Here is a 26,677-nt window from a genome sequence, read left to right as displayed (position 1 = left end):
ATGATGCTGGCCCGGATGGCGGCGAACTTCTACTGGCTTGGCCGCTATGCGGAACGGACCGAAAACACGGCCCGCCTGCTCGAGTACCAGTTGACCCGGCTCGTGGATGCGGATGCCGACGAACTCGCCCTCGGATGGCGCGTCGTGTACCGGGCCCTGAGTCAGCCGCCTCCCCAGGCGCCGGCCGATGTGGACGAGGCCGAAGCTTTCCTCATCGCGGACGCCTACACGTTGACCGGCGGCCTCGTCGAGGACACGACGAACCCGGCGTCGATGATCTCGTGCTGGGGGATGGCGCGGGAGAACGCCAGGGAAATCCGGCCGCGGCTGCCCCTGCGCGTGTGGGTGTGCCTGAACCAGGGGTACCTCTGGCTCCAGGAGACGGAGTTCGCCGACGCCTGGGGCGAGGGACCGGCGGCTCTGGTGAGCCAGGCGATCGACCGGCTCCGCCTCCTCGCCGGGGTGGTGGACGCCAACATGGCGCGGGACGATGCGTGGCGCTTCCTCGAACTCGGCCGTTACGTGGAGCGGCTGCAGCAGCAGATCGTGCTGCTCGACGTGTGGGATCGGATCGCGCGGCCGCAGGGTGGCGGCCTGGCCCTCTCCTGGGCCGACCTGTTGCGCGTGTGCGGCGCCTTCGAACCCTACCGCCGGGACCGGTCGCTCACGTTGCACCGCGGTTCCGTCCTCGGCTTTCTGATGCGGAACCCGGAGGTCTCCCGTTCGCTGCACTACGCGACCGACCGCATCGAGTCCACGCTGCGGGGCATCGACCCGGCCGGCGGGCGCCCGCCACTCGCCGCGCCGCACCGCCTGGCGCTTCGCATCTCGGCCGCCCTCGAACTGGATCCGGGCGAGGCGGATGCCGCATCCGATGCCGCACCCGATGCCGAAGCGGGGGAGCCCTTCGGACCTCTGACGCGCGACAGCCGGACGCTGCACGACCTCGTGCAGGCCACGTACGTCGACTATCCGGTGACCGCGGGGCTCCCGTCATGATCGCGCGCTACACGATCGAACACGCGGTCGAGTTCGTGTACAGCGCGCCGGTTCGGGGGTCCGTCATGACGCTCCATCTGCACCCCGTGCAGGACCGAAGGCAGGTCGTGCGCGGGTTCGCGATCGAGACCGACCCGTCCGGCCCCGTGTTCGAATTCGAAGGACCGTTCCACAACCGGGGCCACTTCTTCGATCGCCCCGGCACGCATCGCCGTCTCTCGATCGTCGGACGTTCGACCGTGGAGGTGGGTCCGATACCGGAGGCGCCCCTGGAGGTCGGGGAAGAGGCGTGGGCCCGGCTCGACGCCGCGGCGAGGGCTCCCGAACTCGGACTGATGCTGCAGCCCAGCCGTTTCGTCCGCTCCTCGCCGCTCCTCGCCGACTTCATCGAGAGCCGCGGCCTCGAACGCGGGGATGATCCGCTGGCGACCGCCACGGCGCTGCGGAGCCGGCTCCACGAGTCGTTTGATTATATTCCAGGTACGACCGCCGTGGATTCGCCGATCGAGCGCATCCTCGAGAGCCGCGAGGGCGTGTGCCAGGACTACGCTCACGTCATGGCTTCGATCCTGCGGGGTTGGGGGATCCCGACCCGCTACGTGTCGGGCTATCTGGGTCCGGATAGCGGGGACGGCGGCGGCGTAACGAGAGGCGAAAGCCACGCCTGGGTCGAGAGCTGGTTTCCCGGCGCAGGATGGGTCGGCTTCGATCCGACCAACGACACACAATGCGATGTGCGCCATGTGCGGGTCGCGGTGGGCCGCGATTATGCCGATGTTCCGCCCACTCGCGGCGTCTTCCGGGGTTCTGCGGAGTCGATGCTTCGCACCCGGGTCACCATTGAGAGAGGAGAAGCATCGTGCCCGTGATCCGCGTTGATTCGTTCCGGTTCCGGGGCCGCCGGCTCGCCGCCGTCGTCACGGCCCTCTTCGCGTTCGCCGTTCCCGTGTGGGGGCAATCCGTCTCGATCGGGGCCGACGTCGTGAGCCGCTACGTGTGGCGCGGCGTCGACTTCGGCGAATCCATGGCCGTGCAGCCGGCGATCACCTTCGGGGCCGGAGGGCTCGAGTTCGGTGCGTGGGGTTCGTACTCCATCTCCGCCCCGGGCGCCTCGGCCAACGAAAACGACCTCTGGGCGACCTACACGGTGACGGCCGAATCGGGCCTCTCCGTCGCGGTCGGAATCACGGACTACTACTTCCCTTCGCCCGACGCCAGCGCCGGCTTCGGGGCCGGTGCGGCGCACACGGTGGAGATGTCGCTCGCCTTCTCGGGGCCGGAGACGTTCCCGATCTCCCTTTTCGGAGGCGTGCTCACCGAGAGCAGAGTGTTTTACGGGGAGGTGGGCGTGCCCTTCGCGATTTCCGGGGTGGATGTCGGGTTGCAGCTGCACATGGGTTTCGTGGGTGGCGAGAGCGACTTCTACGGCACCCACGAAGCGGCCGTGGTCAACCTGGGGGTGACGGCGAGCAAGGATCTTGCGATCACCCAGACCTTCGCCGTGCCGGTGAGCGTCGCGTACATCCTGAATCCCGACCAGGACCGGGCGCACCTCGTGTTCGGCTTCAGCATCGCGCCCTGAGCACGCGATGGCGCGCCCGGGAGTACCGCGCGTGACGAAGCTGCTGCGGGCCGCCCCGCTGCTGCTGCTCTCCGCCTGTTCGCTGGCTCCCGGGCCGTCGCTCCCGGAGCCGGTGGCGGAAATGCCGGAGGATTTCTCGGCCGACCTCCAGCCGGGGATGTACGAGCCGCTGCAGTGGTGGACGACGTTCCGGGATCCGGTGCTCGACGCCGTGGTCGACTCCGTGCTCGCCTCCAACTTCGACCTCGCCGCGGGCGTTGCTCGGGTTCGGCAGGCTCGCGCCAGGGCGCGCATGGCGCGGGCCGACCTCTTCCCGAGCGTCGGGGCCAGCGGAAACGTCACCGATACCGACACCCCGACGGACGCCGGCATCGGCGCGCAGATCCAGGCCCTCGGGCTGGGCGGTCCGGGGGATTCGATCGCGGGGTTCGTGTTTCCGGACAGAATCGATCTGACGACGTATTCGGTCAGCGCGGATCTCTCCTGGGAGCTGGACTTCTGGGGACGCGCCCGCAACGACGCGCGGGCGGCGGGGTCGGAGTACCTGGCGTCGGAATCGGACTTCCATGCGGCGCGGATCGGCATCCTGGCCGAGACCATCACCACGTACTTCGACATCGTCAGCCTGCGGCGGCAGACCGGACTGGCCCGCGAGACGGTGGAGGTGCTGCTCGAACGCGAGTCGCTGGCCTCGACGAGCTACGATCGCGGCCTGATCGACTCGTGGACGCTGTCCCAGGTCCGCCAGGACCTCAGGAACACGCAGGCGGGGCTGCCGCAGCTCGAGACGCAGCTCACGAGTGCCGAGGCTCGCTTGGCCGTCCTGCTGGGCGGCTATCGGGAGGATGTCGAGGTGATTCTGCCCGACTCCCTCGCGCCGCAACTCGCGGCGGACCCCGTCCCCGCCGGGATACCGGCGGATCTCCTGCACCAGCGGCCCGACGTGAGGGCGGCGGGCCAGCGGCTCGACGCGGCCCGCTACAGTATCGGCGCACGCCGGGCCCAACTGCTGCCGTCGCTCTCGCTGTCCGGTTCCATCGGGCTCGCCAGCGCGGACGCCGGCGAGCTCTTCAACGCACAGCAGTGGTTCACGAATCTGATCACGAACCTGACCGCGCCCATCTTCCAGGCCGGTCGCCTCCGGAACAATCTCGCGCTGGCCGAGGCCCGTTTCGATGAAGCCGCACACGCGTACGGACGGACCGTGGTGACGGCGGTGAACGAAGTCGAAACCGCGCTCGCCGGTTTGGAGAACGAGACTCGACGGCACGCGTTCCTCGCCTCCCAGCGCGAGGAGGCGCTGGCGACGATGGAGTTGCAGTCGCAGCGCTACGAATCGGGGGTCGTGGGCTACACCGACTACCTCGACGCCCTGCGCACGCTCCTGAACGTCGAGGCGGCGCTGGCGGGCGCGACGCGAGACCTGGCCCTCGCGCGGCTGGCCGTCCACCGGGCGCTGGGCGGCGCCTGGGCTTCGCCCGAGGCGGTTCCCGAGCCGCAGATGGTTCCGACGTCCGGCAGCGGTGAAAACCTCGCCGACCCGAACTACCTCGGGACGTACTCGATCATCGGGCGCGATCCCGCGACCGGCGAACTGGGGATGGGCGTGCAGTCGAAGGCGTTCGGGGCGGGGAACCGCGCCATGCACGCCAAGGGCGGGCTCGTAATCATCGCCCACCAGGCCGCCGCGAACCCCATGTACGGGGCGATCGGCATCGAACTCCTCCAGGCCGGATACTCGCCGGAGGAAGCCCTCGAGATGATGGTGGGGAGTGACGAGGGCCGGGATCGCCGCCAGGTCGCGATCCTCGACCAGCAGGGGCGGACGGCCGCCTGGACCGGCGCGGGCGCGAGCGACTGGAAGGGCCACAGGTGCGGCGTGGACTACTGCGCGCAGGGGAACATCCTCACGGGGCCCGAGGTGGTCGACGCGATGGCGGCCTCGTTCGAGTCGTCCGCGGGACCGCTCGCGGAGCGGCTGATGGACGCGCTCGACGCCGCGCAGGCGGCCGGCGGCGATGCGCGCGGCATGCAGTCCGGCGCCATCCTCGTCGTGGCGCCGCGGGTGAACGGCGGCTACAGCGACCGCGTCGTCGACATCCGGGTGGACGACCACGACGAACCGCTCGCCGAACTGCGCCGGGTCCTGGACATGTACCGTTCGGGCCGGATGTTGCGCGACGCCTCGCGGCTGAGGCGGGACGGCGATCTGCCGGGCGCCCTGGCGCTGGCGCGCGACGCCTCGGAGAGGTCGCCGGAGAACGACAACGCGTGGGTGACGCTGGCCGCGCTCCTGCTCGACGACGGGCGCGAGGAGGACGCCTTCGACGCCCTGGCGCGGGCGGTCGAACTCAATCCGGGTCGACGCCGGACCCTGCCCGACGCGGACGACTTCGAGCGCGTGCGCGAGGACCCCCGCTTCCTGAGGCTCATCGGCCGCTAGTCACGCCGGCCCCCGCGCGGGACCGGGGCCGTCGCGCCCGGTCAGTGGTGGTCGGACTCCTCGTAGTGGCGCGCGAGCGCGTCGCCTCCGAAGTCGTTCTCCAGATCCCGCCACACGGAGTGGACGTGGTTCGCGTCGTTCTGCGTGTTGTCATACTCGATCAGGAAGACCGGCGCATGCACCCGGTAGTAGTGTCCCTCGCCGGGTTCGAGCGGTCCCGCCCAGGCGAAGTGGATGTCGCTCGCCGGAATCTCGTTCTCGACCCGCGCCATCCAATCGGGGCCCGCCGTCGCGTTCCCCGCGTACTCGTGCACGATCTCGAACAGGATCGCGCGCTGCTCCGCCGTCATGGCGTCGGCGGGAAGACCCTCGAACGCGTCGAGCCGGGCCTCCCGGTCGTTTCCCGTGAGGATGTCGCTGGGGGCCTCGGCCGCGAGGGTCGCGCGCTCGCGCTGTTCCGGCGTGAAGCTCCGCATCAGCGCCCGGGCCAGATCTTCCTCCCGCCCCAGCGGTCGCCAGCCCGCCTTCGGACCCGATGGCACGCGGGCCGGGTTCGCGCCCATGAACGCGGGGCCCGTCACCGTGAGCAGACCCGAAGGCGATGAGAAGTTGAGGGAGAGGTGGTGTCCCTCGAACCGCCACGCCCATGGCCCTTCCGACGAGGGGTCGCCGAAGATCGCGACATAGTAGTTCTCCGGATCCCGGCGCTCGGGCCGTCCCTCCAGGAGTCCGAGGATGCGCTCCAGTTCGATGATCGCGCTCGCCTTCAGGAACCCCTGGCTGCTCATGGCGGCTTGAAGGAGATCGTGCGCGGCGCCGCGCTGCGCGGTCGTCATGTCGGCGAGCGGCAGTCCGTTCCGGGCCCGGGGGACGAAGTGCCAGTTGAAACGCTCCTCGTCCTCCAGCGAGAAGAGCGCCTTCGCCCGTCCCGCCTCGTCGAGCAGGGAAATGAAGGCCTGTGCGGCGGAGGCCGAATCCACCTTCGCGCCCGGCGCTCCTCCGGTCGCCAGCGCGAACGCGGCCGCGGGAACGAGCAGGCAGGTCGCCCAGGTGACCCGTCCCGCCGTCCGATTCCTGATCTTCATCGTTCCTCCTCCGCTCGAGACAGCCTCGGCCGCGCGCACTCGCGGATTGGCGCCGCCGCCTTCAAGTTGGTCGACCTCAACCGGGGTCGATCACCGTCCCATATGAGTCGATCACCATTCCATATTCCGAACAACAAGGCAGAATCGCCAGATGATCGCGGGTCCCAACGGCGCGGAGAGCGGCCGTCACAGCCCGGCCGCGCACGTGGAGTTCGAGGGCGTGAGCAAGAGCTACGACGGCAGCACGCTGGTCGTGGACGACCTGAACCTCGGCATCGGCAAGGGCGAATTCGTGACCCTGCTCGGTCCTTCCGGTTCGGGGAAGACGACCATCCTGATGATGCTTGCCGGCTTTCAGACCGCGACATCCGGCACGATCCGCATCGGCGGGCGCTCCGTCCAGGATCTGCCGCCCCGCAAGCGCGGGATCGGGATGGTGTTCCAGAACTACGCGCTCTTTCCGCACATGACCGTGGGCGCGAACCTCGCGTTTCCGCTGGAAGTGCGAGGCATCGCCGAGGCGCGGCGCCGCGAGCGCGTCGAGCGTGCGCTGGACCTCGTCCGCCTCGGCGGGCTGGAGGACCGGCGGCCCGGCCAGCTGTCCGGCGGCCAGCAGCAGCGCGTGGCCATCGCGCGGGCCCTCGTGTTCGAGCCCGAACTCGTGCTCATGGACGAGCCGCTGGGCGCCCTGGACCGCAGTCTGCGCGAGGAGATGCAGTACGAGATCCGCTCCATCCACCAGAGGCTGGGCGTGACCGTCGTCTACGTCACCCACGACCAGCAGGAGGCGATGGTGATGTCGGATCGGATCGCCGTCCTCAACGGCGGCCGGATCGAGCAGATCGCCGGGGCGGAGGGGCTCTACGAGGAGCCCGAACGCGCCTTCGTGGCCCGCTTCATCGGCGAGAACAACCGGCTCCACGGCCGGGTGACGCTCGTGGAGGATGACCTGTGCGAAGTGGACGTGGGAGGCGAGCGGATCCGCGCCTTTCGCATCGCCCCGTGCGGGGTCGGCGACACGGTCACGCTCTCGATTCGCCCCGAACGGATCGCGATCAAGCCCGAGGAGGGTCTGTACCACAACGTGGTCGAGGCCGCCATCGAGGACATGACCTTTCTGGGCGACCACCTGCGCGTCCGGCTGGCCGCCTGCGGGGGCCGGGATGTCGTGGCCAAGATTCCGAACATCGTGGGGCACGGCGCCATGATGGTGGGTGACACCGTCCGCATCGGCTGGACCGTCAACGACTGCCGCGCGCTGGACTTTGAAGGCGACGAGGAGGCTGGGAGAAACGCATGAAAATCATGAATACGAAGAAGGGGTCTGCGGTTCACACCTCACGCGGCGTAACGCTCGCCGCCCTGGTCGCCGCCGCGGCGTTCACGCTCGGGTGCGGGCCGCAGGCGCCGGAGGATCCGGCGATCACGGCCGTTTCCTGGGGAGGCTCCTACGGCCGGGCGTATCGCGGGGCCATCCAGGTCCCGTTCATGGATGAGACGGGGATTCGGGTGGACATGGAGGACTACAACGGCGGCCTCGCCCAGATCCGGGCGCAGGTCGATGTCGACGCGGTCTACTGGGACGTCGTGGACCTGGAGATGGCGGACGCGATGCGCGGCTGCGACGAGGGCCTGCTGGAGCCGATCGACATCGACATGCTGCCCCCGGCCCCCGACGGGACGCCCGCGAGGGAGGACTTCTACCCGGAGATGCAGGGGGAGTGCGGAGCCGGGATGCTCTTCTACTCCACGGTGTATGCGTATAACGCCGACCACTTCCCGGATGAGCGGCCCGCGACGATGGCGGATTTCTTCGACCTCGAGAAGTTCCCGGGGCGCCGCGGAATGCGCCGCGTCCCGCAGGTGAACCTGGAGTTCGCCCTCATCGCGGACGGGGTCCCGCTCGACGATGTGTACGCCACGCTCTCGACGCCGGAAGGGCTCGACCGCGCCTTCGACAAGCTCGATACGATCAAGGACCAGGTCGTCTGGTGGGAGGCGGGCGCCCAGCCGCCGCAGATGCTGGCGGACGGGGAAGTCGTGATGAGCACGGCCTACAACGGCCGCATCTTCAACGCACAGATCCTGGAGGAGCAGCCGTTCGTCATCGTGTGGGACGGCCAGGTGCTCGATTACGGCCAGTTGAGCATCGTGGCCGGGACGCCGCGGCTCGAGAACGCGCTCCGCTTCGTCGCCTTCGCGACAACCGGGGAATCGCTGGCGGCGGTCGCGCGCCGGATCTCCTACGGTCCGGCCCGCCGGTCTGGAGAGCCGCTCGTCACGACGCACCTCGCGACCGGCGTCGAGATGGCGCCCCACCTGCCCACGAGCCCGGAGAACATCGCGCGCGCCCTGCGGAACGACTGGGAGTTCTGGGTCGACAACCAGGACGCGCTGAACGAGCGCTTCAGCGCTTGGCTGACCCGTGCGAACTGACCCGCTCGCGCACGCCGTGGCGCGCACGTCCGCTTGCGCCGCCGCCCTCGTCGCGTGTGTCGCCGGACACGCGGCCGCCCAGTCGATCACCGCCGTCTCGTACGGTGGCTCGTATCAGAAGGCGAGCACGGAGGCGTGGTTCGAGCCCTTCACCGCCGCCACCGGGATCCGGGTGGATGTCGAGGACTTCACCGGCGCCCTGGCCCAGGTCCGCGCCCAGGTGGAGGTCGGCAACGTCTACTGGGACGTCGTGGACCTGAACGTGTCGGACGTCATGCTCGCCTGCGACGAGGGGCTGCTGGAGTACATCGATACGGAGGTTCTGCCCCCCGGAGCGGACGGGACGCCGGCGGCGGAGGACTTCTTGTCCGGGACCCTTTCCGACTGCGGGGCCGGGGTTGTCGTCTGGTCCACGATCTACGCGTTCGATGCGAGCCGTTTCCCGGGCGACAGACCGGAGACGATCGCCGATTTCTTCGATCTCGAGAAGTTTCCCGGGCGCCGCGGCATGCGCCGTGTTCCCATGTTCAACCTCGAATCCGCCCTCATGGCGGACGGCGTGCCGGCGGAGGAGGTGTACGCCCTGCTCGACACACCGGAGGGTCTGGACCGGGCGTTCCGCAAGCTCGATACGATCAAGGATCACGTCGTGTGGTGGGAGGCCGGCGCCCAGCCGCCACAGATGCTGGCCGACGGGGAGGTCGTCATGAGCACGGCCTACAACGGACGCATCTTCAACGCACAGGTGCTGGAGAACAAGCCGTTCGAGATCGTCTGGGACGGGCAACTCCTGGACATCAACCAGCTGGCCATCGTCGCCGGCACGCCGCGCGTCGAGGAGGCGATGCGACTCGTGAGCTTCGCGAGTACCGCCGAGGCGCTCGCGGCGCTAGGCCGCCGAATCTCGTACGGCCCCGCCCGGACCTCGGCCGCGCCGCTGATCACGACCCACCTGGAGACCGGCGTGGAGATGGGGCCGCACCTGCCCACGCATCCCGCCAACATGGCGCGCGCGCTCCGCAGGGACTGGGTCTGGTGGGTGGATAACCAGGACGTGCTGAACGAGCGCTTCAGCGCGTGGTTGGCGCGCTGAGCCGCGTCGGTCCGCCCCCCCGCGAGCGGCTGCGGGCGATGGGGCTTGTGCTGCCGCTGCTCGTCTTCCTCGGCGTCACTTTCCTGGCCCCGCTGGCGACGATGCTGCTGCGGAGCGTCCATGACCCGGTGGTCGCCGATGCGCTGCCCGCGACCCTCGGCGCGCTGCGCGAGTGGGAGGGGGAAGGGCTGCCTCCCGAGGCAGTGTACGAGGCGGCGGCGCGCGAACTCGGATTGGCGCGGGAGGCGAGGACGCTGGGGCAGGTCGCCGGCCGCGTGAACCGGCTGCGAAGCGGGCTGCGCAGCGTGTTCACGCGCACCGCCCGGAACCTTGAAGATGTGACGGGCGGGCCGTGGCGCGAGGCGATGGCGGGCATCGACTCCGCCTGGGTCGACCCGGGGACCTGGCACGCCGTCCGCGCGGCGGGCGAGCGCTTCACGGCCCGCCACTACCTCAACGCCGTCGACATGCAGCGGCTGCCGGACGGATCCGTCGCCCCCCAGCCCGAGGAACGGCGCATCTACCTGCCCCTCCTGTGGCGCACCCTGCTCGTGAGTCTGGCGATCACCGTGTTCTGCCTCATCCTCGGCTACCCGATCGCGCACCTCATCGCGCACGCGCCGCCGCGCCGGGGCAACCTGCTGCTTGCCCTCGTTCTTGTGCCCTTCTGGACGTCGCTCCTCGTCCGCACCACATCGTGGATCGTCCTCCTCCAGACACATGGGGTGATCAACGACGTGCTGGTGGCGGTCGGGCTTGTCGGCGACGATGGCCGACTCTCCATGGTCTACAACATGACCGGCACGCTCGTGGCCATGACGCACGTCCTGCTCCCCTTCATGGTGCTGCCCCTGTACTCGGTGATGCGTTCGATCCCGCCGCTGCACATGCGGGCGGCCGCCTCGATGGGAGCCACGCCCGCGCAGGCGTTCCGGCGGGTCTACTGGCCGCAGACGCTGCCCGGCGTGGGAGCCGGATCGCTCCTCGTCTTCATCCTCGCGATCGGCTACTACATCACCCCGGCGCTGGTGGGCGGAAGCAGCGGCCAGCTGATCTCGAACATGGTCGCCTACCACATGCAGACGTCGCTGAACTGGGGGCTGGCGGCGGCGCTGGGTGCGCTCCTCCTCGCCGGCGTGCTCGTTCTCTACCTGCTCTACGACCGGCTGGTGGGCGTCGAGCGCATGAGCCTGAGTTAGGACTGATGCGGCGCTACGCCAGAGGGGCCGAGAGACCATGACCGGAGCCCGCATCGGCCGCTTCGCGCACCTCGCCTTCTGCGTCCTCGTCTTCGTCTTTCTCGTGGCGCCGATCATCGTGATCGTGCCGCTGAGCTTCAACGCGGAACCCTACTTCACCTTCACCGAGGGGATGCTCCGGCTCGACCCCGAGGCGTGGTCGCTGCGCTGGTACCGGGAGGTCCTGGAGAACGAGGCCTGGACCCGGGGCCTCGCGAACAGCCTCGTGATCGGCATCTCCGCCACGGTCCTCGCGACCGCGCTGGGCACGCTCGCCGCCCTCGGGCTCTCGAGCCCCGCCATGCCGGCCCGCCGCTTCATCACGGGACTCCTCATCTCGCCGATGGTCACGCCCGTGATCATCTCCGCGGCCGGGATGTTCTTCTTCTATACCAACGTCGGGCTGGCCCAGACGCACCTCGGGCTCATCCTGGCCCACGCCACGCTCGGCATGCCTTTCGTCGTCATCACGGTGGTCGCCACGCTGGCGGGCTTCGACCGCAACCTCACCCGGGCCGCGGCCAGTCTCGGCGCCGGGCCGGTGCGCATCTTCCGGACCGTGCAGTTGCCGCTCATCGCGCCCGGCGTGATCTCCGGAGCCCTGTTCGCCTTCGCGACGTCGTTCGACGAGGTCGTCGTCGTCCTCTTCATGGGCGGACTGGAACAGAGGACGATCCCGCGGCAGATGTGGGCGGGTATCCGCGAACAGATCAGCCCGGCGATCCTCGCCGTGGCCACCTTCCTCGTCGGGTTCGCCCTCGCGCTCCTGCTGACCGTCGAATGGCTCCGCCGCCGCTCGTCCGCCTGAATCTCCGCGCCGTCAGTTGCCCTCGAGCGAGAGGTTCACGAGTTCGCGGAAGCGCTCCAGGCGGGTGCCGCGGTTGTCGCCGCGCGGCGTCTGCGTGAACACGAGGCCGATGATCTCGCGGTCGGGGTCGAGCCACGCGTTCGTGCCGTCCGAGCCGCCGTGGCCGTACGTGCCGTCGGCGAGCCGCCAGCCGTATCCGTAGTAGCTGGCCTCGTCTCCCTCGCCCGCGATGTGGATCTTCGGCGAGGTCATGAGTTCGACCGACTCCGGCGTCAGGATCTCGGCCCCGTCATAGGTGCCGCCGTTCAGGAATGTCTGGGCGAAGACGGCGTAGTCCCACGCCGACGAGATCATCCCGCCCGAGGCGCGCGCGAACGGGAAGGCCACCGGGCCTCCCGGGGTGCCGCCGGGCATCCAATCGCCGTCGGGGCCGCGCTGGTAGTAGACGGAGCCCATGCGGTCGACCTTCCCGCCGACGGGGTGCTCGGCGTGGTGATTGTAGCTGTCCGCCATCCCGAGCGGTCTGTACACCGTCTCCATGAGCCGGTCCTCCAGCAACTGGCCGGAGGCGAGCTCGACCAGCGCGCCGAGCGTGTTGTAGCCCGGATTGTTGTAGGAGTACGTCTCGCCCGGCGTCACCTCCGCCCCGATCGTGCCGAAGCGTGCCGACTCGCTCTGCAGCGTCGGGTTGTCGCCCAGCGGCTGCAGGAAGAGCGTGGGGATCCGGAGCCCGCTGCTGTGGGACAGCAGGTGTCCGACCGTGATGAAGCCCGCGCGGTAGTTGTCCCACTCGGGGAGGTATTCCCGCACGAGGTCGTCGTAGGAGAGCTTGCCCTCTTCGACGAGCCGCGCGACCGCGGTGGCCACGACGGGCTTGGTGTTGGAGGCCATGCGGAACATCGAATTCCGCTCCATCGGCAGCCCGCGCTCCTTGTCGCGCATGCCGACCGCCTCGTGGAGGACGATCTTCCCCTTGCGGGCGACGAGCAGGACGGCGCCCACGATGTCGCCCCGCTCGACCGCCTCGTGGTACAGTCCGAGGGCGCCCTCGAGGACGGCGCGGGACATGCCGACCTCCTCCGGTTCGCCGTAGGAGAGCGTGCGCGCCTCCTGCGCCGCCAGCGCCGGGGTGAACGGCGTCGCGCCCGCGAGGATCGTCGAGGGCAGGATGATCGCCAGGAAGAGCCACCGAGCGGCAGGGATGCCGCGAACTCGCCGCGAAACCTTCATCGGTCCTCCGGAAGCAGAAGAAAACGGGCCGAACGCGGAACCCACCCGCTGAACCCGCTTGCTGAACGCTAACGCGGCGCACGAACGTGAACCAGATCGGGACAGAACTTGCCCCTCCGACCTGCATACGGGCATCTAGCAGGCCGTGGTAAAACCCCGCGTCAGCGCCGAGAGTGGTGAAGCGCTCGCCTGACAAGGAGCGACGAGGCGCGGCGGGACCGCGGGCGATTCCCGAAAACGGAGAGTTGCAGACCATCATCGTCTATCTGAACGGAGACTACTTCCCCGTCGGTGAGGCGCGGGTCTCGGTGAACGACCGGGGCTTCCTGTTCGCGGACGCGGTGTACGAGGCGATCCCGGCCTACGCGGGCCGCTGTTTCCTGCGCGAGCGCCACCTGGCCCGGCTCGCATGGGGCCTCCGAACGCTCCGCATCGAGGCGGACGTGGCTCCCCTCGCCGACGTCGGTGACGAACTCATCGCGCGGAACGGCCTCGGCGCGGCCGAGTTCTCCGTCTTCTACATGCAGGTGACGCGCGGCGCCGCCCCCCGCACGCACGCGTTCCCGAAGGAGGCGGTCCCGCCCACCGTCTACGCCTTCGCGAAGGAACTCGTCCGCACGACGCCGGAGCGGTGGGAGCGGGGTTTCGGCGCCATCACGCTGCCGGACCAGCGCTGGGCCCGCGCCGACATCAAGACGACCGGCCTCCTGCCCAACGTCCTCGCGCAGCAGGCCGCGGTGGAGGCGGAGGTCGAGGACGCGATCTTCATCCGCGAAGGGATGGCGCAGGAGGGGACGCACAACAACGTGTTTGCGGTGCTCGGCGGGGAGGTGACGACGGCCCCGGCCACGAACCACATCCTGCACGGAGTCACCCGCGCCTTCACACTCGAACTGTGCGCGGGACTGGGAATCCCCGCCCGGGAGCGCGCATTCACAGCGGAGGAACTCCGGGGCGCGGACGAGATCTTCTTCACGGGGACGACGACGGAGGTTCGGCCGACCGTCGAACTGGACGGCCGGCCCGTGGGAAGCGGACGCCCGGGCGAGATCACCCGGGCGCTGTCGGAAGCCTACCGGCGGGCCGTGGCCCCCGAAGGATCGGAGGCCCGCTGAGGCACCGCGCTATCGCGTGGCCACCGGCTCCATTCTGAGGATCGCGGTCGCTCCGCCGCCTCGGCTGTCGATCGCGATGTAGATCAGCCCGTCCGGCCCCTGCCGGACATCGCGGATGCGCCCGAAGCCCTGCACGAGCGTCTCTTCGCGAACGACCTGCTGTCCGTCGAGCGTGAGGCGTGCCAACTGCTGTCCGGCCAACCCGCCCGCGAGCAGGTTCCCCTTCCAGTGCGGGAAGCGGTCGCCCGTGTAGAAGACAAGCCCGGAAACCGCGATCGACGGCACCCAGTAGTGCTCCGGCGGCTCCATCCCCTCCTTGTGCGTTCCCTCGTGGATCGCCGAGCCCGAGCGGTAGTTCACCCCGTAGCCGACGACGGGCCAGCCGTAGTTGAGCCCCGGCTCGATGAGGTTGAGTTCATCACCGCCCTGCGGGCCGTGCTCCGTGGCCCAGAGGTCGCCCGTCTCGGGGTTCATGGCCATCCCCTGCTGGTTGCGGTGTCCGTAGCTCCAGATCTCGGGGCGCACGTTCGGGTCGCCGATGAACGGGTTGTCCTCCGGGATCGTGCCGTCCTCGTAGACCCGGCTCACGGTGCCGTGATGGTTCGAGAGATCCTGCGCGGGGTGCGCGGAGAGATCTCCACGCGTCGGAGCCTGCCGCTCGCCGACGGTGATGAAAAGGTGTCCCTGCCCGTCGAACACCAGGCGCGATCCGTAGTGACCTCGGCCCTCGGACACCGCGACGAAGATCTCCTCGATGTCGGTGAGCGCGCCGCTCTCGTACCGTCCGCGGATGACCGCGGTCGTCCCGCGCTCCGTCTCGTTCGGCTGAGAGAAACTCAGGTAGAGGAGCTGGTTGCTCTCGAAGTCGGGGTGCGGCACGACGTCGAGGAGTCCGCCCTGTCCCTCCGCGATCACGGCCGGCACGCCGCTGACCGGTTCGGGCAGCAGCATCCCGTCGCGCACGACGCGCAGCGTGCCCGCCTTCTCGGTCACGAGCATCTCGCCGTCCGGCAGAAACGCGATCGACCAGGGCTGCACCAGCCCCTCGACGACCGGGACGAGCCTGTAGTCGTGGTACGCCGACTGGATGACCTCCTGGCTCAGCGCCGGAGTCGCGGTCGACAGAAGAAGCCCGGCGGCGAAGATCGCCAGTGGGGTCCGCTTGATCATCTCATCTCCAGGGAAAATCATAGTCGTTCGATCTCGTTGGTCATGGGTTGGCGAAGCCCGCAAAAACTGGTGCCGGCGGCCCCCGGACAGCAAGGCTCGCCGGCGGCGCCGACCGCCGCGCGCGTCGGCGGCGTCCGCATGTTTGAACACGCACCGGCACGGTGACGTTTCCGGGACGGGAGGACACGACCTCCCGCGGAGAGGGGAGACCGATGAAGAACATCGCCATCATCGGCGGCGGCGTCTCGGGCCTCGGGGCGGCATGGGCGCTGCATCACGATTCGGACCGGTTCGATTTCCGGCTGTTCGAGGCCCGCGAGCAACTCGGCGGGAACGCGGTGACCGTCGACATGCCCCAGGAGGACGGCGGCTCGATCCCGTTCGACATCTCCGTCACCGCCTGCATCCCCTCCGTCTATCAGCACTTCGTCGTGTTGCTGGAACAGTTCGGCATCGAGCTGATCGACACGAGGTTCAGCTACAGCGTGAAGTACCGCGGGGGGACCTACGCCCACGATTTCGACTCCGACATCCGACGACAGTTGCAGGTCGAGATCCGGAAGTTCCAGCGCATCCTGCGGACCCTGCACCGGTTCGGGCGGCTGACCCATTCCCGGTCGAAGCTCGTGAACGGCCTCAACCCCTTCAACTACATCAGCATGGGAACGGTCCTGAACGTGGCCGGCTTCTCCGGGGACTTCAGGTACAAGGTGCTGAAGCCGATGTTCGTCAACTTCCTGATGGCGACGAACGTCTTCGACATGCCCGCCTCCCTCTTCTCCAGATACCTGGAGTTCTTCGACATCGAAGCCGCGACGACCATGCAGACGTGGGATCAGGGAACGCGCCGGATCTATGAGCACCTGTCGGCCGGCTTCCGGGAGAAGGTCTATCTCAACCGGCCAGTCCGCAGGGTCGTGCGGGGGCCATCCCACGTCGTGGTCGAAGACGAGAACGGCGTGGAGGAGACGTTCGACGCGGTGATCTTCGCCTGCAACGCGAACCAGACGCTGATGATGCTGGACGAGCCGACGTTTCTGGAACGCTACATCCTCTCGTCGGTCCGCTACGAGAGCGAACTCCACAACCATACGGTCGTGCATTCGGACGCCTCGGTTCTGCCGGACGACGAGGTGAAGGCGCTGGAAACCCGGAGCAACCATATCGAGCAGTACGGCGCCCGGCCCGACAACTACGAGATCACCTACATCATGCACAACCAGCAGCCGTGGGCGAAGCGCTCGGACAAGCCCTGCCTCGTGACGTACAACCCGATCAGCGAGATCGACGACGAGAAGGTGATCGAGCGGCGGTGGTTCCAGCACATCGTACACGACGTGCGCCATGTCGCGTGGCTCGTCCCCCTCTTCCGCTTCATTCAGGGAAAGAGAGGGAGCTGGCACTGCGGCGCCCATACGCTGATCAACAGCCAGGAAACGGCCTTCGTCACCGGACTCGCGGCCGCGCGACAGATCGGCGCCGACTACCCCTTCGAGGACGCCGAGGCACGGAAGATGTTCAACTACTACGGCCGCGTCCTGTACGGCTGGCGCTTCCGAAAAGCCTGACGCCCGGCTGTGGTGGAAACGGCTAGCTGGGCCAGAAGATGGGGATGAGGAAGCTGGCGGTGATGAGGAGGACGAGGTTGAGCAGGCCGCCCACCTTCACGAAGTCCGAAAAGCGATATCCGCCCGGCCCGTAGATCATGACGTTGGTCTGATAGCCGAAGGGCGTGACGAAGGAGGCCGATGCGCCGAACATCACGGCGATGAGGAGCGCGTAGGGGTTCACGCCGGCCTGATTGGCGGCGAGGATCGCGACGGGGGTGAGCATCACGGCCGTCGCCGCGTTGGACACGATGGCCGTCATAAGGACGGTCACCAGGTAGAAGGCCGCGACGAGTCCGGACGCTCCCAGCGGCGCCGTCGCCGCCACCACCCCGCGCGCGAGCAGCTCCGCCGCCCCCGTGGTCTCGAGCGCCACCCCGAGCGGGATCAGGCCGGCCAGCACGAAGAGGACCAGCCACTCCATCTCCGCGTAGATTTCCTCGACGCGCACGCAGCGCGTGAACACCATGAGGCCGACGCCCGAGAGCGCGGCCGTCATGATGTCGAGGAGGCCGAGGCTGGCGCTGAGCACGACGGCGACCATGATCGCGGCGGCGACGCCGGCCCGCGGCCTGCGCCCGGTCTGCGTCTTCACTTCGCCCACGGGGACGAACCCGGGGTCTTCGACGAGGCGTCCGAGCGCGTTCGCGGTCCCGTGGACCAGGAGGAGGTCGCCGACGCGGAACGAGACCTCCGCCAGCCGCTCCGTCACGGTGACGCCGTGATGCTGGATCGCGAGCACGGCCGCGTCGTAGCGCTGCGCGAAGTTCAGATCGCGAAGCGTCCGGCTCACGAGACTCGAGCCGGGCGCGACGAGGACTTCGACCAGCCGCCCGCTGCCGCCCGCCAGGTCGAGTCCCTGTTCCTTCCGCTCCCGCGGCGTCTCGAGTCGCTGCCGGCGCGCGAGTTCGAGAAGGCGTTCCGCGGATCCCTGCACGTAGAGCACGTCGCCCGGCCGTATGTGGCGGTCTCCGTGGGGCGCGGTGATCTCCTGCTCCCCCCGTTCGATGTCCAGCACGGTGACGCCGTACCGTTCGCCCCACTTGAGTTCGGCCAGCGAGCGGCCGTTCGCCGGCGAGTCCTCCGGGACGTGCAGTTCGGTGACGAAGCGGCGGATGTCGTACTTGCTGGACAGGTCCGGCTCCCGGACGCGGCGCGGCAGGAGCACACGGCCGGCGGTGAAGAGATACAGCAGGCCCACGGCGAGACAGATCAGGCCGAGCGGGGTGATCGAGAACATGTGAAGTTCGTCGAACCCGCGCCTCATCGCTTCGCCGTGCACGACCAGGTTGGTGGAGGTTCCCATCAAGGTGACGGTGCCCCCGAGAATCGAGACGAAGGAGAGGGGCATGAGATACCGCGAGGCCGGCTCCTCGGCCTGGTCGGCGAGCGCGACGAAGACGGGCAGGAACACCATGACGACGGCGGTGGTCATGAGGAAGGGCGAGAGAAGCGCGCAGACGAGGCAGAGCACGAACATGCGAGAGTACTTGCCGCCGAGGGGGGCGGTGCGCGCCCAGGCCCCGATGGCGGACACGAGCCCGGTCTTGCGGAGCCCCAGGCCGAGCACGAGCATCGAGCCGACCGTCACGGTGGCGCGGCTCGACAGGCCCGATACGGCTTCGGCCGGCGTGATGATGCCGCTCAGGAGGAGGACCACCGGGACCGACATGGCGACCTGGTCCAGCCGCAGCCGGTCCATGGCGAACAGGACGAGGGCCGCCAGCGTCAGGGCGAGCACGAATGCGATGTCGAACGTCATGTGAGGATGTTCGTCGCCCGCAGGTCCCGGCACCAGTCCGGCCGGCCGGATGCCCGGGACGCGGGTCGGCCGGTACGACGATCACGACCACGGCAGGGAGCCACACTGCAGCCATGGGCACACTGAAGCGCGAACTGGGGCTGTTCGACGTGTACGCCATCGCGACCGGCGCGACGCTCAGTTCGGGCTTCTTCCTGCTGCCCGGTCTCGCCGCCGCGCAGGCCGGCGGCGCGATCCCCGTCGCGTACCTGCTGGCGGGCCTCCTGCTCCTGCCCGGCATCCTCAGCATGGCCGAGCTGGCGACCGCCATGCCGCGCGCCGGCGGCATCTACTACTTCCTGGACCGCAGCATGGGCCAGCGGGTGGGGGCGATCGGCGGTTTCGGCACCTGGACGACGCTGACGCTCAAGTCCGCCTTCGCGCTCGTGGGCCTCGGCGCCTACCTGCAGGTCTACTTCCCCCAGGCTCCCACCGGCCCCATCGCCTTCGCCTTCGCGCTGGGCTTCGCCGCGGTCAACCTCTTCGGCGCCAAGAAGACCAGCTCCATCCAGATGGTCCTGACCGTGATCCTCCTGGCCATGCTGGGCTGGCTCATCGGGGCCGGCGTGACGGCCGTGGATCCCGATGCCTTCGCCGGAGCGTTCGACCTGGGGGCTTCGCCGTTCTTCTCCACCGTGGGACTCGTGATCGTCTCCTACATGGGGCTTACCCACGTGGCCTCGGTCTCGGAAGAGGTGAAGAACCCGGACCGCAATCTGGCGCTGGGCATGCTGCTGGCCTTCGTCACGGTGCTGCTCGTCTACGTGCTCGGCACCTGGGCCATGGTGGGGGCCGTCGGCGTGGAGGCGCTCTCCGCCGATGGCGGCAACCTGGCCCCGGCGGCGGCGATGGCGAGGGCCGTCGCGGGTCCCACGGGAGAGGCCGTCATGACCGTGGCGGCCATCCTGGCCTTCACGTCGGTCGGCAACGCCGGGGTCCTGTCCGCGAGCCGCTACCCGCTGGCGATGAGCCGCGACCACGTGCTGCCGGCGGCCATGCGCCGGATCAGCCGCTGGGGCACGCCGTGGGTCGCGATTCTCGCGACCGCGGGGCTGATCGTCCTTTGGCTGGTGCTTTTCGACCCTTCGGGCATCGCGAAGCTCGCCAGCGCCTTCCAGCTCATCATGTTCGCGCTCGCGTGCCTGGCGGTGATCGTCATGCGCGAAAGCGGCCTCGCGCCGTACGACCCTGGCTTCCGCGCTCCCTTCTACCCCTGGGTCCAGATCGTCGGCCTCGTCATGCCGTTTCCGCTGATCGTCCAGATGGGATGGCTGGCGACGCTGTTCAGCGTCGCGTTCGTCGTGTTCGGCCTCCTCTGGTACCGCGTCTACGCCCGGGACCACGTGCGCCGCGAGGGCGCGATCTACCATGTCTTCGAGCGGCTGGGCCAGCAGCGGAACGAGGGGCTGGAGCGCGAGCTGCGCGGGATCCTCAAGGAGAAGGGGCTGCGCGACGCGGATCCCTTCGAGGAACTCATCGCCTCTTCGGATGTGCTGGACTACGAGAGCGCGGTGCCCTTCTCGAGGCTCGTGGACCGCGCTTCAGTGGCGCTTTCGAAACAGTTGGGCGTGAGCGCCGACCGCATCGCGCAGGGACTTCTCGAGGGCACGGGCACGGGCCTCACGCCGATGTCGGAGGGCGTCGTCCTGCCGCACCTGCACCTGGACGAGATCTCCGGGCCGCGCATGGTCCTCGCCCGCGTTCGCGGCGGGATCGAGATCGACACGGGGGAGCCGGACGTACCGCCGGCCGAAGACGAACTCATCCAGGCCGCCTTCTTCCTCGCGAGCCCGGCGGCCGACCACGGCCGCCACCTGCGCATCCTGGCTCAGATCGCGGGTCGCGTGGACGACGAGAGCTTCCTGACCGAGTGGCTCGAGGCGGAGGATGACCTGGAGTTGCGCGAGGTCATGTTGCGCGATGAGCGCATGCTCGTCGTGGAGGTGCTGCCGGAGGGCGCCAGCAGCACGCTGGCGGGGATGACGATTCGGGAGATGGCGCTCCCGGAAGACACGCTCGCGGCGATGATCAGGCGGCGCGGACAGCTCATCGTCCCGCACGACGACACCCTCATGGAGACGGGCGACCGCCTGACGATCCTGGGCTCGCCGCGCAACATCATCGACCTGCGGCACCTCTACGACGTGCATGCGACGACGGTGCCGCGCTGGTGGAGGCGCAGCGCGCGCCCACGCCCGGCACCGTGAACACGGTGGAGCCGCTTCAGCCCCGCAGGTGCTCGTTGAAGAACGCGATGGTCCGATCCTGCGCGAGGCTGGCGGCTTCCTCGTCGTAGCGTGGGGTGGTGTCGTTGTGGAAGCCGTGGTTGGCTCCCTCGTAGACGTGGACCACGAAGGACTTTCCGTGCGCCTCCAGCGCCTCCTCGTAGGCCGGGTAGGCGGCGTTGATCCGCTCATCCAGGCCCGCGAGCTGGATCATCAGGGGCGCCTGTATCGAGGGCACGTCTTCCGCGGCTGGGGCCGACCCGTAGAACGGCACGCCAGCGCCCAGATCCGGAAGGCGGACCGCGAGCTGATTCACCACTCCGCCGCCGTAGCAGAACCCGACGGCCCCGACTCGCCCGGTGGTCGTGTCATGGTCGCGGAGGAACCGGAACGCGGCCACCCAGTCCTCCATCATCGTGTCCCGGTCGAGCTGCCGCTGCATCACCCGGCCCTCGTCGTCGTTGCCGGGATAGCCACCCAGGGGGGTAAGCGCGTCCGGCCCCAGCGCCACGAAGTCCGCGGCGGCGAACCTGCGGACCACGTCTTCGATGTAAGGGTTCAAGCCGCGATTCTCGTGGATGACGAGGACCGCGGGCCTGGGCTCCGTCGCGTCGGCGGGCACGGCCATGTAGCCGCGCATGGTCCCCGAACCGTCCGGCGAAGGGTAGGTGACGTACTCCTGCCGGATTCGGGCATCGTCGGTCGCCACGTGCCGCGCCCACGCGTAGTTGGGACGAAGTGCCTCGAGGACCGCCACCGCAGCCGCGGTGCTGCCCAGCACCTTCCCGGCTCCCTTAAGGAAGTCCCGCCGTGGAATGAACCCATGCACGTAGCCGTCAAAGAGGGCCAGCACCTCCTGCGGGAAGTCGCTCGCCTGCTTTCTCCTGGTCATTGTGAATCCTCCAATTCTGAGTCGGTGTCTTCCTCGGCGTGTCGCCGCGCGATCCGGGCGAGCTTGGGCTCGATGGACGTCATCACCGCCGCAAACAGCACGAGCGCCCAGCCCACCGAGAGGATCAGGTGGAAGCCGACCAGCATCCGGGCGCCGGCCGAGACGGGGACGATGGCCGCGTAATCCTGGGCGAGGGCGGTGAAGAAGGCAAAGGACACCCAGTCGGCGAGCCCCGCGCCGGCGTCGGCGAACGACCCCGGGCGGAAACGCTCGAGCGTTCCGTAGAAGCCCGCGAAGAGGAAGATGATCGTCAGGTATCCGAGGGCGAATCCGCCGATCGGGACCCACATGACTCGCAGGTACGCCGCGAGCTGGCCGTATACCTGGAGCCGCGGCCGGAGCCAGGTGGCGGCGGCGCGCCCGATCAGAAACGCGGTCAGCGGCAGCACCGCAAGCGGGATGATCACGATGAGGGCAATCACGAGAATCTCGGCGATGCCCGATAATCCGACGTCCTCATATACCACCCCGAACGCGAACAGGAGGCCCGTCAAGACGGGCAACGCAACGGCGCCGAGGACCAGCAGCCGGGGAGGCCGGGCGTCTTCCCACCCTTCGCGGCGCCGGCTGATGAGGCCAATCAGGAGCGCTCCCAAGGGCACGCTCGCGAGCGGGAACGCCGCCACGACCGGCGCAATGGCAACGTCACCCGCGACGAGCGCGGGGATGAACCCCAGGGTCAGCAGGACAGCCACGAAGAACATTTCCCGGGTCACATCCCCGTACCCAGAGAGGGACGACCGGTCCAGCCCGCCGATCAAGCCGACTGCCAATGGGCCAAGGGGCGGAATGATGACGCCCCAGCCGACGCTCAGGGCGCCGGCCAGGAACGCCGTGACGACCCCCACGATCGAGCCGATGAGGATGCCGACCCACGGGCCGCCGCTCGATCCCCCTCGCAGACCCACGCCCACGCCGATGGCCACCGCACTCCCCGCTCCCAGCAAGACATCCGTGTGGTTCCCCGTGATCGCATAACCGCAGGTCGCGACGATGAGGGCGACGGCGGCCGCAATCCGAACCCCCAGCGAGATCAACCGGCTCACGATTCCTCCTCCGCGTGGCGTCTGGCGATCCTCTCCAGTTGCGGGCCGATGAACGACATCACCGCCGCGAACAGTACGACGATCCAACCGGCCGAGAGGATCAGGTGGGCGCCGACGAGCAACCGGGCGCCGTCCGAGACGGGGACGACCGTCGCGTAGTCCTGGGCGAGGCCGGTGAAGAAGGCGAAGAAGAGCCATCCCTTGATCCCGACGGCGGCGTCGGCGAACGCCCCGGGGCTGAACCGCTCCAACATGCCGTAGAAACCGGCGAACAGCACGATGATCATGAGGTAGCCGACCGCGAACCCGCCGATGGGCACCCACATGATGCGCAGGTAGTCGGCAAGCCGGCCGTACACCCGGAGCCGCGGCTGCAACCACATGACTGCGACGCGCCCAAGCAGAAACGCGGCGGCGGGAACTGCCGCCAGCCCGAGCCCCCACACGCCGACGTATTGGAGGACCGGAACGATGCCTGGGATCACATTAGCGTTTCTGGCGTATCCCAACTGCTCGTCTACAAGCAGGACAAGCAGCGTGGCAAACAGGAGCACCGCACTCAGGACGAGGAGTCGGGGAGGACGGGTGTCGAGCCAGCCCTCGCGGCGGTGGCTGAGGAGGCCGGAAATCAGTGCGATCCAGGGCATGCATGCGAACGGAGCCACCGCCAACCTCACCGCGGACGCCAACTCTCCGGACACGATCCAAGCGAGGAAGAACCCCAGCGCGAGCAGGGCAGACACGATGAACGTCTCGCGGCTCATGTCCCGATAACGGGAGAAGGAGGTCTCACGGAGCCCATCGTGCATGCCGACCGCCAGGGCCAGGATGGGTGGGACAAGAACCAGGAACCCGTCCCGGGGGGCCACGCCGGCAATCAACGCGGTGGCGATCCCGACAATCGAACCGATCAGAATCCCCATCCAGGGACCGGCCTGCGCGCCTCCCCGGAGGCCGATACCCACGCCGATGGCGAGCCCGCAGCCCGCCCCCATCAGGACGTCCCGGTGGACCTCGGTGATGGCATAACCAAAAGGCACCACGACGAGCGCCACCGCGGCCGCAATCCAGCCCGCCCGCCAGACCAGGCGACTCACGGTTTCACCCGCTCCCGGGCTTGGGCTACCGTTCCGAGACTACGGTTGGGGCCTCCTCGGGCTCGAGGGTTTCGAGGACCTGGCGCCATTGGAACTTCTCGCCCATGCCGCGGACGTAGTAGTCCATCCACGCCATCTCGCTCACCGCCTTCACGAGCCGGTTGCGCGGGTCGGGGATGCCGTGGCTGCGGCCCGGATACATGAACAGTTCCGTGGGCACGTCCAGCTTCTTGAGCGCCATGTGGAGTTCGACCGACTGCGGGCTCGGCACGCGCGGGTCGCCCTCGACGACGTGGATCATCGTCGGCGTCTTCGCGTTGATGATGTACTTGAGCGGGGACTGGTCGAAGTACGTGTCGAAGTCCTCGTACAGGAAGCCGTCGCCCACGTAGAACTGGCGGTTCCGCTGCACGTCGCTCTGCGCGTACATGCTGATCCAGTTCATCGTCCCGGCTCCCGAACTGATTGCCTTGAAGCGATCCGTCTGGGTGAGGATCCAGTTGGACCAGTGGCCGCCCGCGCTCCAGCCGAGCGCGCCCATGCGATCGCCGTCCACGATCCCCTCGGCGATCAGGTAGTCGACGCCCGTGATGATGTCCTCGTAGCCCATCGTGAAGTAGTCGCCGACGATGTCCGTGCGGTGCGCGTTCCCGTAGTTGCGCGAGCCGCGGTAGTTGGGCTTGAGCACGGCGTAGCCCGCGCCCGCGTAGACCTGCGCGTTGTAGCCGCCGTTGAAGCGCAGGATGTCGGCCGACGCCGGGCCCCCGTGGATGGAGACGATGAGCGGATAGCGCGTCCCCTCCTCGTACCCGACGGGATAGACGAGGACGCCGCCGACCATCTTGCCGTCCGACGAACGCCAGTTGACTTCGGTCTCCTCGCCGAAGGCCACCTCGCGCAACTGCGGGTTCACGTCGATCAGCTGCGTCCACTTGGAGCGGTCCGGGACATCGTCCACGCTCGCGACCGCGAACACCGTGGGGGGCGTCTTCGGGTCGCTGTAGCCGATGAGAAGCGTGCCCGTGTCGTCGTCGCGGGAGACCGAAAGCGCCGCCCGCTCGTCGGTGAGCTGCCGCACCGCCCCCGTCTCCACGTCGAGGGCGTGCAACTGCGTCGTCACCTTCACGCCGGCGTTGAAGTAGATCGTGTTCGAATCCTCGGACCAGAACCCGACGCTCGAACTCTGGTCGAAGTCGGCGCCGAGCTTCCGGAACGCGCCCCCGCGGTCGTCCACCTCGCGGATGTAGACGCGGTTCTCCGTCATCGAGTAGCGCTCCATCTCAGCCGGCGCGGAGAAGGCGAGCCAGCGGCCGTCGGGGGAGAAGCTGAGCCCGCCCTCGCCGACCTCGTAGTTGTTCGTGAGGCGCTCGATCTCGCCCGTCGCGACTTCCATGAGATAGAGGTCCGCGTAGAGCCGCTGCGCCGTGATGTTGCGTTCGTAGCGCTTCGTCGAGCCGCCGGTGATCCCGATCCAGCGGCCGTCATCGGAGATCGTGAAGCCGTTCACGCTGTAGGATGGATTGTCCGTCTCGCGGCTCTCCGTGGCGGTCTCGATCTCCACGCTCCACAGGCTCGAGAGCGGCGTGACCGCGTTCCGGACGTCGACCGTGAAGCCCTCCTCGCGCCGCTTCACCTCGTCCTCGTCGAATGAATCCGGACGAGCGAAGTAGACGCGGGTCCCGTCGGGGGAGAAGTCCCACTGGTCGACGCCGGCCTCGCCGTCGGTGAGCTGCTCGGGTTCCGCGTCCGCGAGGTCGCCGGCCGGCAGCCGGTAGAGCTGTTCCCGGCCGTTCTCGCCGGAGCGGTACACGAGCCAGCGCCCGTCGGGGCTGAACGCGAAGCCGGACACGCCCTCCGCTGCGTCGGTGATCTTCCGGGCCTCGCCCCCGTCGTGGCGCATCATGTAGAGCTGCGTGTCGTCCCCGTCCCGGTTGGAGGCGAAGAGGAAGAACGACCCGTCCGGAGCCCAGGTCGGGTTCGTCTCGTTCTTGTCTTCCGTGTAGGTGAGCCGACGGTCCGACGGGACGCCCTCGCTCAGCGACACGAGGTGAATGTCCGTCTGGGACTCCGCCGCCTCCCAGTCCGGCGTCGTCACCGTGTACAGCATCCACGCCCCGTCCGGACTCGGCGTCATCGAACCGGCGCGTTTCATCTCCTGCACATCCATGAACGTGAACGGCCGCTCCTGCGCCGCGAGCGGCGTCTCGACGGGCAGCGCGAGAGCGGCGACGGGAAGAACGAGGGCAACGGACAGGGAACGCATCTGAACCTCGATACCAGGGGTATAATGGGGGCGTGCGTCTCATCATACGATGTTCAACTTGTGGGAACGATAGGCCCGGACCAGGCGGAACATTCGGGTGTCACCTGGAGACTTCATGGTTCGACGTGTGAGGCTGCGGCGAATGGGCGGGTCCATCGGCGTCACGCTGCCAGAGGACATGGTGCAACGCCTCCACCTCGAGGCGGGCGACGAAGTGCTCGCGGTCGAGACGGCGAGCGGGATCCTGCTGACCCCCCACGACCCGGATGTGGACGACGGACTCGCCATCGCGGTCGAGGCTCAGCAGCGATTCCGGAAGGCGCTGAGAGACCTCGCGAAGTGACCCGGCCGGATCGCGCGGGGTCGTGACGTAAACGCGACGCAACTCTCTTGCGTCGAACCTGTGTCCCCAGTCCGAGATCGACGTTCCCTGCACACACCTCCCCGGGGGCGGACATGCACCGACTCAGGCTCGGCGTAACGGGCG

The 26,677-nt window shown here is 68.6% G+C and carries 21 protein-coding genes; 13 read left to right on the top strand and 8 right to left on the bottom strand.

Going from position 1 to position 26,677, the window contains the following annotated elements; genetic code table 11:
• Genes RN743_RS11685 through RN743_RS11670 form a run of 4 tightly spaced genes read left to right on the top strand, consistent with a single transcriptional unit; the run spans nt 1 to nt 5,024 of the window.
• The gene (locus tag RN743_RS11685; protein ID WP_310780031.1) at nt 1-999 is read left to right on the top strand and encodes an alpha-E domain-containing protein; all 999 of its coding nucleotides are present in this window, start codon (nt 1-3) and stop codon (nt 997-999) included.
• The gene (locus RN743_RS11680) at nt 996-1,868 is read left to right on the top strand and encodes a transglutaminase family protein (protein ID WP_310780030.1); all 873 of its coding nucleotides are present in this window, start codon (nt 996-998) and stop codon (nt 1,866-1,868) included. The genes RN743_RS11685 and RN743_RS11680 overlap by 4 nt, the downstream gene beginning before the upstream one ends.
• On the top strand, nt 1,865-2,581 hold the full coding sequence (locus RN743_RS11675; RefSeq protein ID WP_310780029.1) for a TorF family putative porin: 717 nt from the start codon (nt 1,865-1,867) through the stop codon (nt 2,579-2,581). The genes RN743_RS11680 and RN743_RS11675 overlap by 4 nt, the downstream gene beginning before the upstream one ends.
• 31 nt (nt 2,582-2,612) lie before the next feature.
• Nucleotides 2,613-5,024: an efflux transporter outer membrane subunit gene (locus tag RN743_RS11670; RefSeq protein ID WP_310780028.1), complete on the top strand. Its 2,412-nt coding sequence runs from the start codon at nt 2,613-2,615 to the stop codon at nt 5,022-5,024.
• Nucleotides 5,025-5,065: 41 nt separating this feature from the next.
• On the opposite strand, the gene RN743_RS11665 is transcribed toward RN743_RS11670, so the two are convergent.
• On the bottom strand, nt 5,066-6,109 hold the full coding sequence (locus tag RN743_RS11665) for a DUF3500 domain-containing protein (RefSeq protein ID WP_310780027.1): 1,044 nt from the start codon (nt 6,107-6,109) through the stop codon (nt 5,066-5,068).
• Nucleotides 6,110-6,260: 151 nt separating this feature from the next.
• Here RN743_RS11665 and RN743_RS11660 point away from each other — a divergent pair, with 151 nt between their 5' ends.
• Genes RN743_RS11660 through RN743_RS11640 form a run of 5 tightly spaced genes read left to right on the top strand, consistent with a single transcriptional unit; the run spans nt 6,261 to nt 11,684 of the window.
• Entirely contained in the window at nt 6,261-7,409 is a 1,149-nt protein-coding gene (locus tag RN743_RS11660) for an ABC transporter ATP-binding protein (protein ID WP_310780026.1), read from the top strand.
• On the top strand, nt 7,406-8,545 hold the full coding sequence (locus RN743_RS11655) for an ABC transporter substrate-binding protein (protein ID WP_310780025.1): 1,140 nt from the start codon (nt 7,406-7,408) through the stop codon (nt 8,543-8,545). The genes RN743_RS11660 and RN743_RS11655 overlap by 4 nt, the downstream gene beginning before the upstream one ends.
• Entirely contained in the window at nt 8,535-9,638 is a 1,104-nt protein-coding gene (locus RN743_RS11650; RefSeq protein ID WP_310780024.1) for an ABC transporter substrate-binding protein, read from the top strand. Before RN743_RS11655 ends, RN743_RS11650 begins: the two co-directional genes overlap by 11 nt.
• Nucleotides 9,623-10,837 carry an ABC transporter permease gene (locus RN743_RS11645; protein WP_310780023.1) on the top strand — a complete coding sequence of 405 codons (1,215 nt, stop codon included), beginning with the start codon at nt 9,623-9,625 and terminating at the stop codon, nt 10,835-10,837. Before RN743_RS11650 ends, RN743_RS11645 begins: the two co-directional genes overlap by 16 nt.
• Nucleotides 10,838-10,874: 37 nt before the next feature.
• Entirely contained in the window at nt 10,875-11,684 is an 810-nt protein-coding gene (locus RN743_RS11640) for an ABC transporter permease (RefSeq protein ID WP_310780022.1), read from the top strand.
• Between the two features lie 12 nt (nt 11,685-11,696).
• Here the strand turns inward: RN743_RS11640 and RN743_RS11635 are convergent, their stop codons facing one another.
• The gene (locus RN743_RS11635; protein WP_310780021.1) at nt 11,697-12,914 is read right to left on the bottom strand and encodes a serine hydrolase domain-containing protein; all 1,218 of its coding nucleotides are present in this window, start codon (nt 12,912-12,914) and stop codon (nt 11,697-11,699) included.
• 245 nt (nt 12,915-13,159) lie between these two features.
• On the opposite strand from RN743_RS11635, the gene RN743_RS11630 reads away from it, so the two are divergent.
• Nucleotides 13,160-14,029, top strand: coding sequence for an aminotransferase class IV (locus RN743_RS11630; RefSeq protein ID WP_310780020.1), 870 nt, complete (start codon nt 13,160-13,162; stop codon nt 14,027-14,029).
• Nucleotides 14,030-14,038: 9 nt separating this feature from the next.
• On the opposite strand, the gene RN743_RS11625 is transcribed toward RN743_RS11630, so the two are convergent.
• Entirely contained in the window at nt 14,039-15,199 is a 1,161-nt protein-coding gene (locus tag RN743_RS11625; protein WP_310780019.1) for a PQQ-dependent sugar dehydrogenase, read from the bottom strand.
• Nucleotides 15,200-15,411: 212 nt separating this feature from the next.
• Between RN743_RS11625 and RN743_RS11620 the strand changes: the two genes are divergently transcribed.
• Nucleotides 15,412-16,767: an FAD-dependent oxidoreductase gene (locus RN743_RS11620; RefSeq protein WP_310780018.1), complete on the top strand. Its 1,356-nt coding sequence runs from the start codon at nt 15,412-15,414 to the stop codon at nt 16,765-16,767.
• 22 nt (nt 16,768-16,789) lie between these two features.
• Here the strand turns inward: RN743_RS11620 and RN743_RS11615 are convergent, their stop codons facing one another.
• Nucleotides 16,790-18,568, bottom strand: a complete 1,779-nt coding sequence (locus tag RN743_RS11615; protein WP_310780017.1) for an SLC13 family permease — start codon at nt 18,566-18,568, stop codon at nt 16,790-16,792.
• A 113-nt stretch (nt 18,569-18,681) separates the two neighbouring features.
• On the opposite strand from RN743_RS11615, the gene RN743_RS11610 reads away from it, so the two are divergent.
• Entirely contained in the window at nt 18,682-20,814 is a 2,133-nt protein-coding gene (locus RN743_RS11610) for an amino acid permease (RefSeq protein WP_310780016.1), read from the top strand.
• Nucleotides 20,815-20,830: 16 nt separating this feature from the next.
• Here RN743_RS11610 and RN743_RS11605 read toward each other — a convergent pair whose 3' ends face one another.
• The 4 genes from RN743_RS11605 to RN743_RS11590 are packed head-to-tail and all read right to left on the bottom strand — an operon-like array spanning nt 20,831 to nt 26,190.
• Complete coding sequence (locus RN743_RS11605) at nt 20,831-21,724, bottom strand: dienelactone hydrolase family protein (RefSeq protein ID WP_310780015.1); 894 nt, start codon at nt 21,722-21,724, stop codon at nt 20,831-20,833.
• The gene (locus RN743_RS11600) at nt 21,721-22,830 is read right to left on the bottom strand and encodes a hypothetical protein (protein WP_310780014.1); all 1,110 of its coding nucleotides are present in this window, start codon (nt 22,828-22,830) and stop codon (nt 21,721-21,723) included. Before RN743_RS11600 ends, RN743_RS11605 begins: the two co-directional genes overlap by 4 nt.
• Nucleotides 22,827-23,927 (bottom strand): hypothetical protein, encoded by a 1,101-nt coding sequence (locus RN743_RS11595; protein WP_310780013.1) that lies wholly within the window; start codon nt 23,925-23,927, stop codon nt 22,827-22,829. The genes RN743_RS11600 and RN743_RS11595 overlap by 4 nt, the downstream gene beginning before the upstream one ends.
• 25 nt (nt 23,928-23,952) lie before the next feature.
• Nucleotides 23,953-26,190 (bottom strand): S9 family peptidase, encoded by a 2,238-nt coding sequence (locus RN743_RS11590; protein WP_310780012.1) that lies wholly within the window; start codon nt 26,188-26,190, stop codon nt 23,953-23,955.
• Between the two features lie 115 nt (nt 26,191-26,305).
• Between RN743_RS11590 and RN743_RS11585 the strand changes: the two genes are divergently transcribed.
• A complete protein-coding gene (locus tag RN743_RS11585; RefSeq protein ID WP_310780011.1) occupies nt 26,306-26,533 on the top strand; it encodes an AbrB/MazE/SpoVT family DNA-binding domain-containing protein in 228 nt (75 codons plus the stop codon).
• Nucleotides 26,534-26,677: the final 144 nt, after the last annotated feature.

Source organism: Candidatus Palauibacter scopulicola, assembly GCF_947581915.1.
In the GTDB taxonomy this organism is placed as follows: Bacteria; Gemmatimonadota; Gemmatimonadetes; order Palauibacterales; family Palauibacteraceae; genus Palauibacter; species Palauibacter scopulicola.
The sequence above is the reverse complement of the archived record's forward strand: the minus strand, read 5'-3'. Positions and strand labels throughout refer to the sequence as shown.

What these genes read in the sequence shown, in the direction of transcription:
- RN743_RS11655 (WP_310780025.1), top strand. Translation starts at nt 7,406, where the DNA reads ATGAAAATCATGAATACGAAGAAGGGGTCTGCGGTTCACACCTCACGC.
- RN743_RS11585 (WP_310780011.1), top strand. Translation starts at nt 26,306, where the DNA reads ATGGTTCGACGTGTGAGGCTGCGGCGAATGGGCGGGTCCATCGGCGTC.
- RN743_RS11635 (WP_310780021.1), bottom strand. Translation starts at nt 12,914, where the DNA reads ATGAAGGTTTCGCGGCGAGTTCGCGGCATCCCTGCCGCTCGGTGGCTC.
- RN743_RS11660 (WP_310780026.1), top strand. Translation starts at nt 6,261, where the DNA reads ATGATCGCGGGTCCCAACGGCGCGGAGAGCGGCCGTCACAGCCCGGCC.
- RN743_RS11620 (WP_310780018.1), top strand. Translation starts at nt 15,412, where the DNA reads ATGAAGAACATCGCCATCATCGGCGGCGGCGTCTCGGGCCTCGGGGCG.
- RN743_RS11625 (WP_310780019.1), bottom strand. Translation starts at nt 15,199, where the DNA reads ATGATCAAGCGGACCCCACTGGCGATCTTCGCCGCCGGGCTTCTTCTG.
- RN743_RS11685 (WP_310780031.1), top strand. Translation starts at nt 1, where the DNA reads ATGATGCTGGCCCGGATGGCGGCGAACTTCTACTGGCTTGGCCGCTAT.
- RN743_RS11680 (WP_310780030.1), top strand. Translation starts at nt 996, where the DNA reads ATGATCGCGCGCTACACGATCGAACACGCGGTCGAGTTCGTGTACAGC.
- RN743_RS11610 (WP_310780016.1), top strand. Translation starts at nt 18,682, where the DNA reads ATGGGCACACTGAAGCGCGAACTGGGGCTGTTCGACGTGTACGCCATC.
- RN743_RS11605 (WP_310780015.1), bottom strand. Translation starts at nt 21,724, where the DNA reads ATGACCAGGAGAAAGCAGGCGAGCGACTTCCCGCAGGAGGTGCTGGCC.
- RN743_RS11590 (WP_310780012.1), bottom strand. Translation starts at nt 26,190, where the DNA reads ATGCGTTCCCTGTCCGTTGCCCTCGTTCTTCCCGTCGCCGCTCTCGCG.
- RN743_RS11640 (WP_310780022.1), top strand. Translation starts at nt 10,875, where the DNA reads ATGACCGGAGCCCGCATCGGCCGCTTCGCGCACCTCGCCTTCTGCGTC.
- RN743_RS11665 (WP_310780027.1), bottom strand. Translation starts at nt 6,109, where the DNA reads ATGAAGATCAGGAATCGGACGGCGGGACGGGTCACCTGGGCGACCTGC.
- RN743_RS11615 (WP_310780017.1), bottom strand. Translation starts at nt 18,568, where the DNA reads ATGACGTTCGACATCGCATTCGTGCTCGCCCTGACGCTGGCGGCCCTC.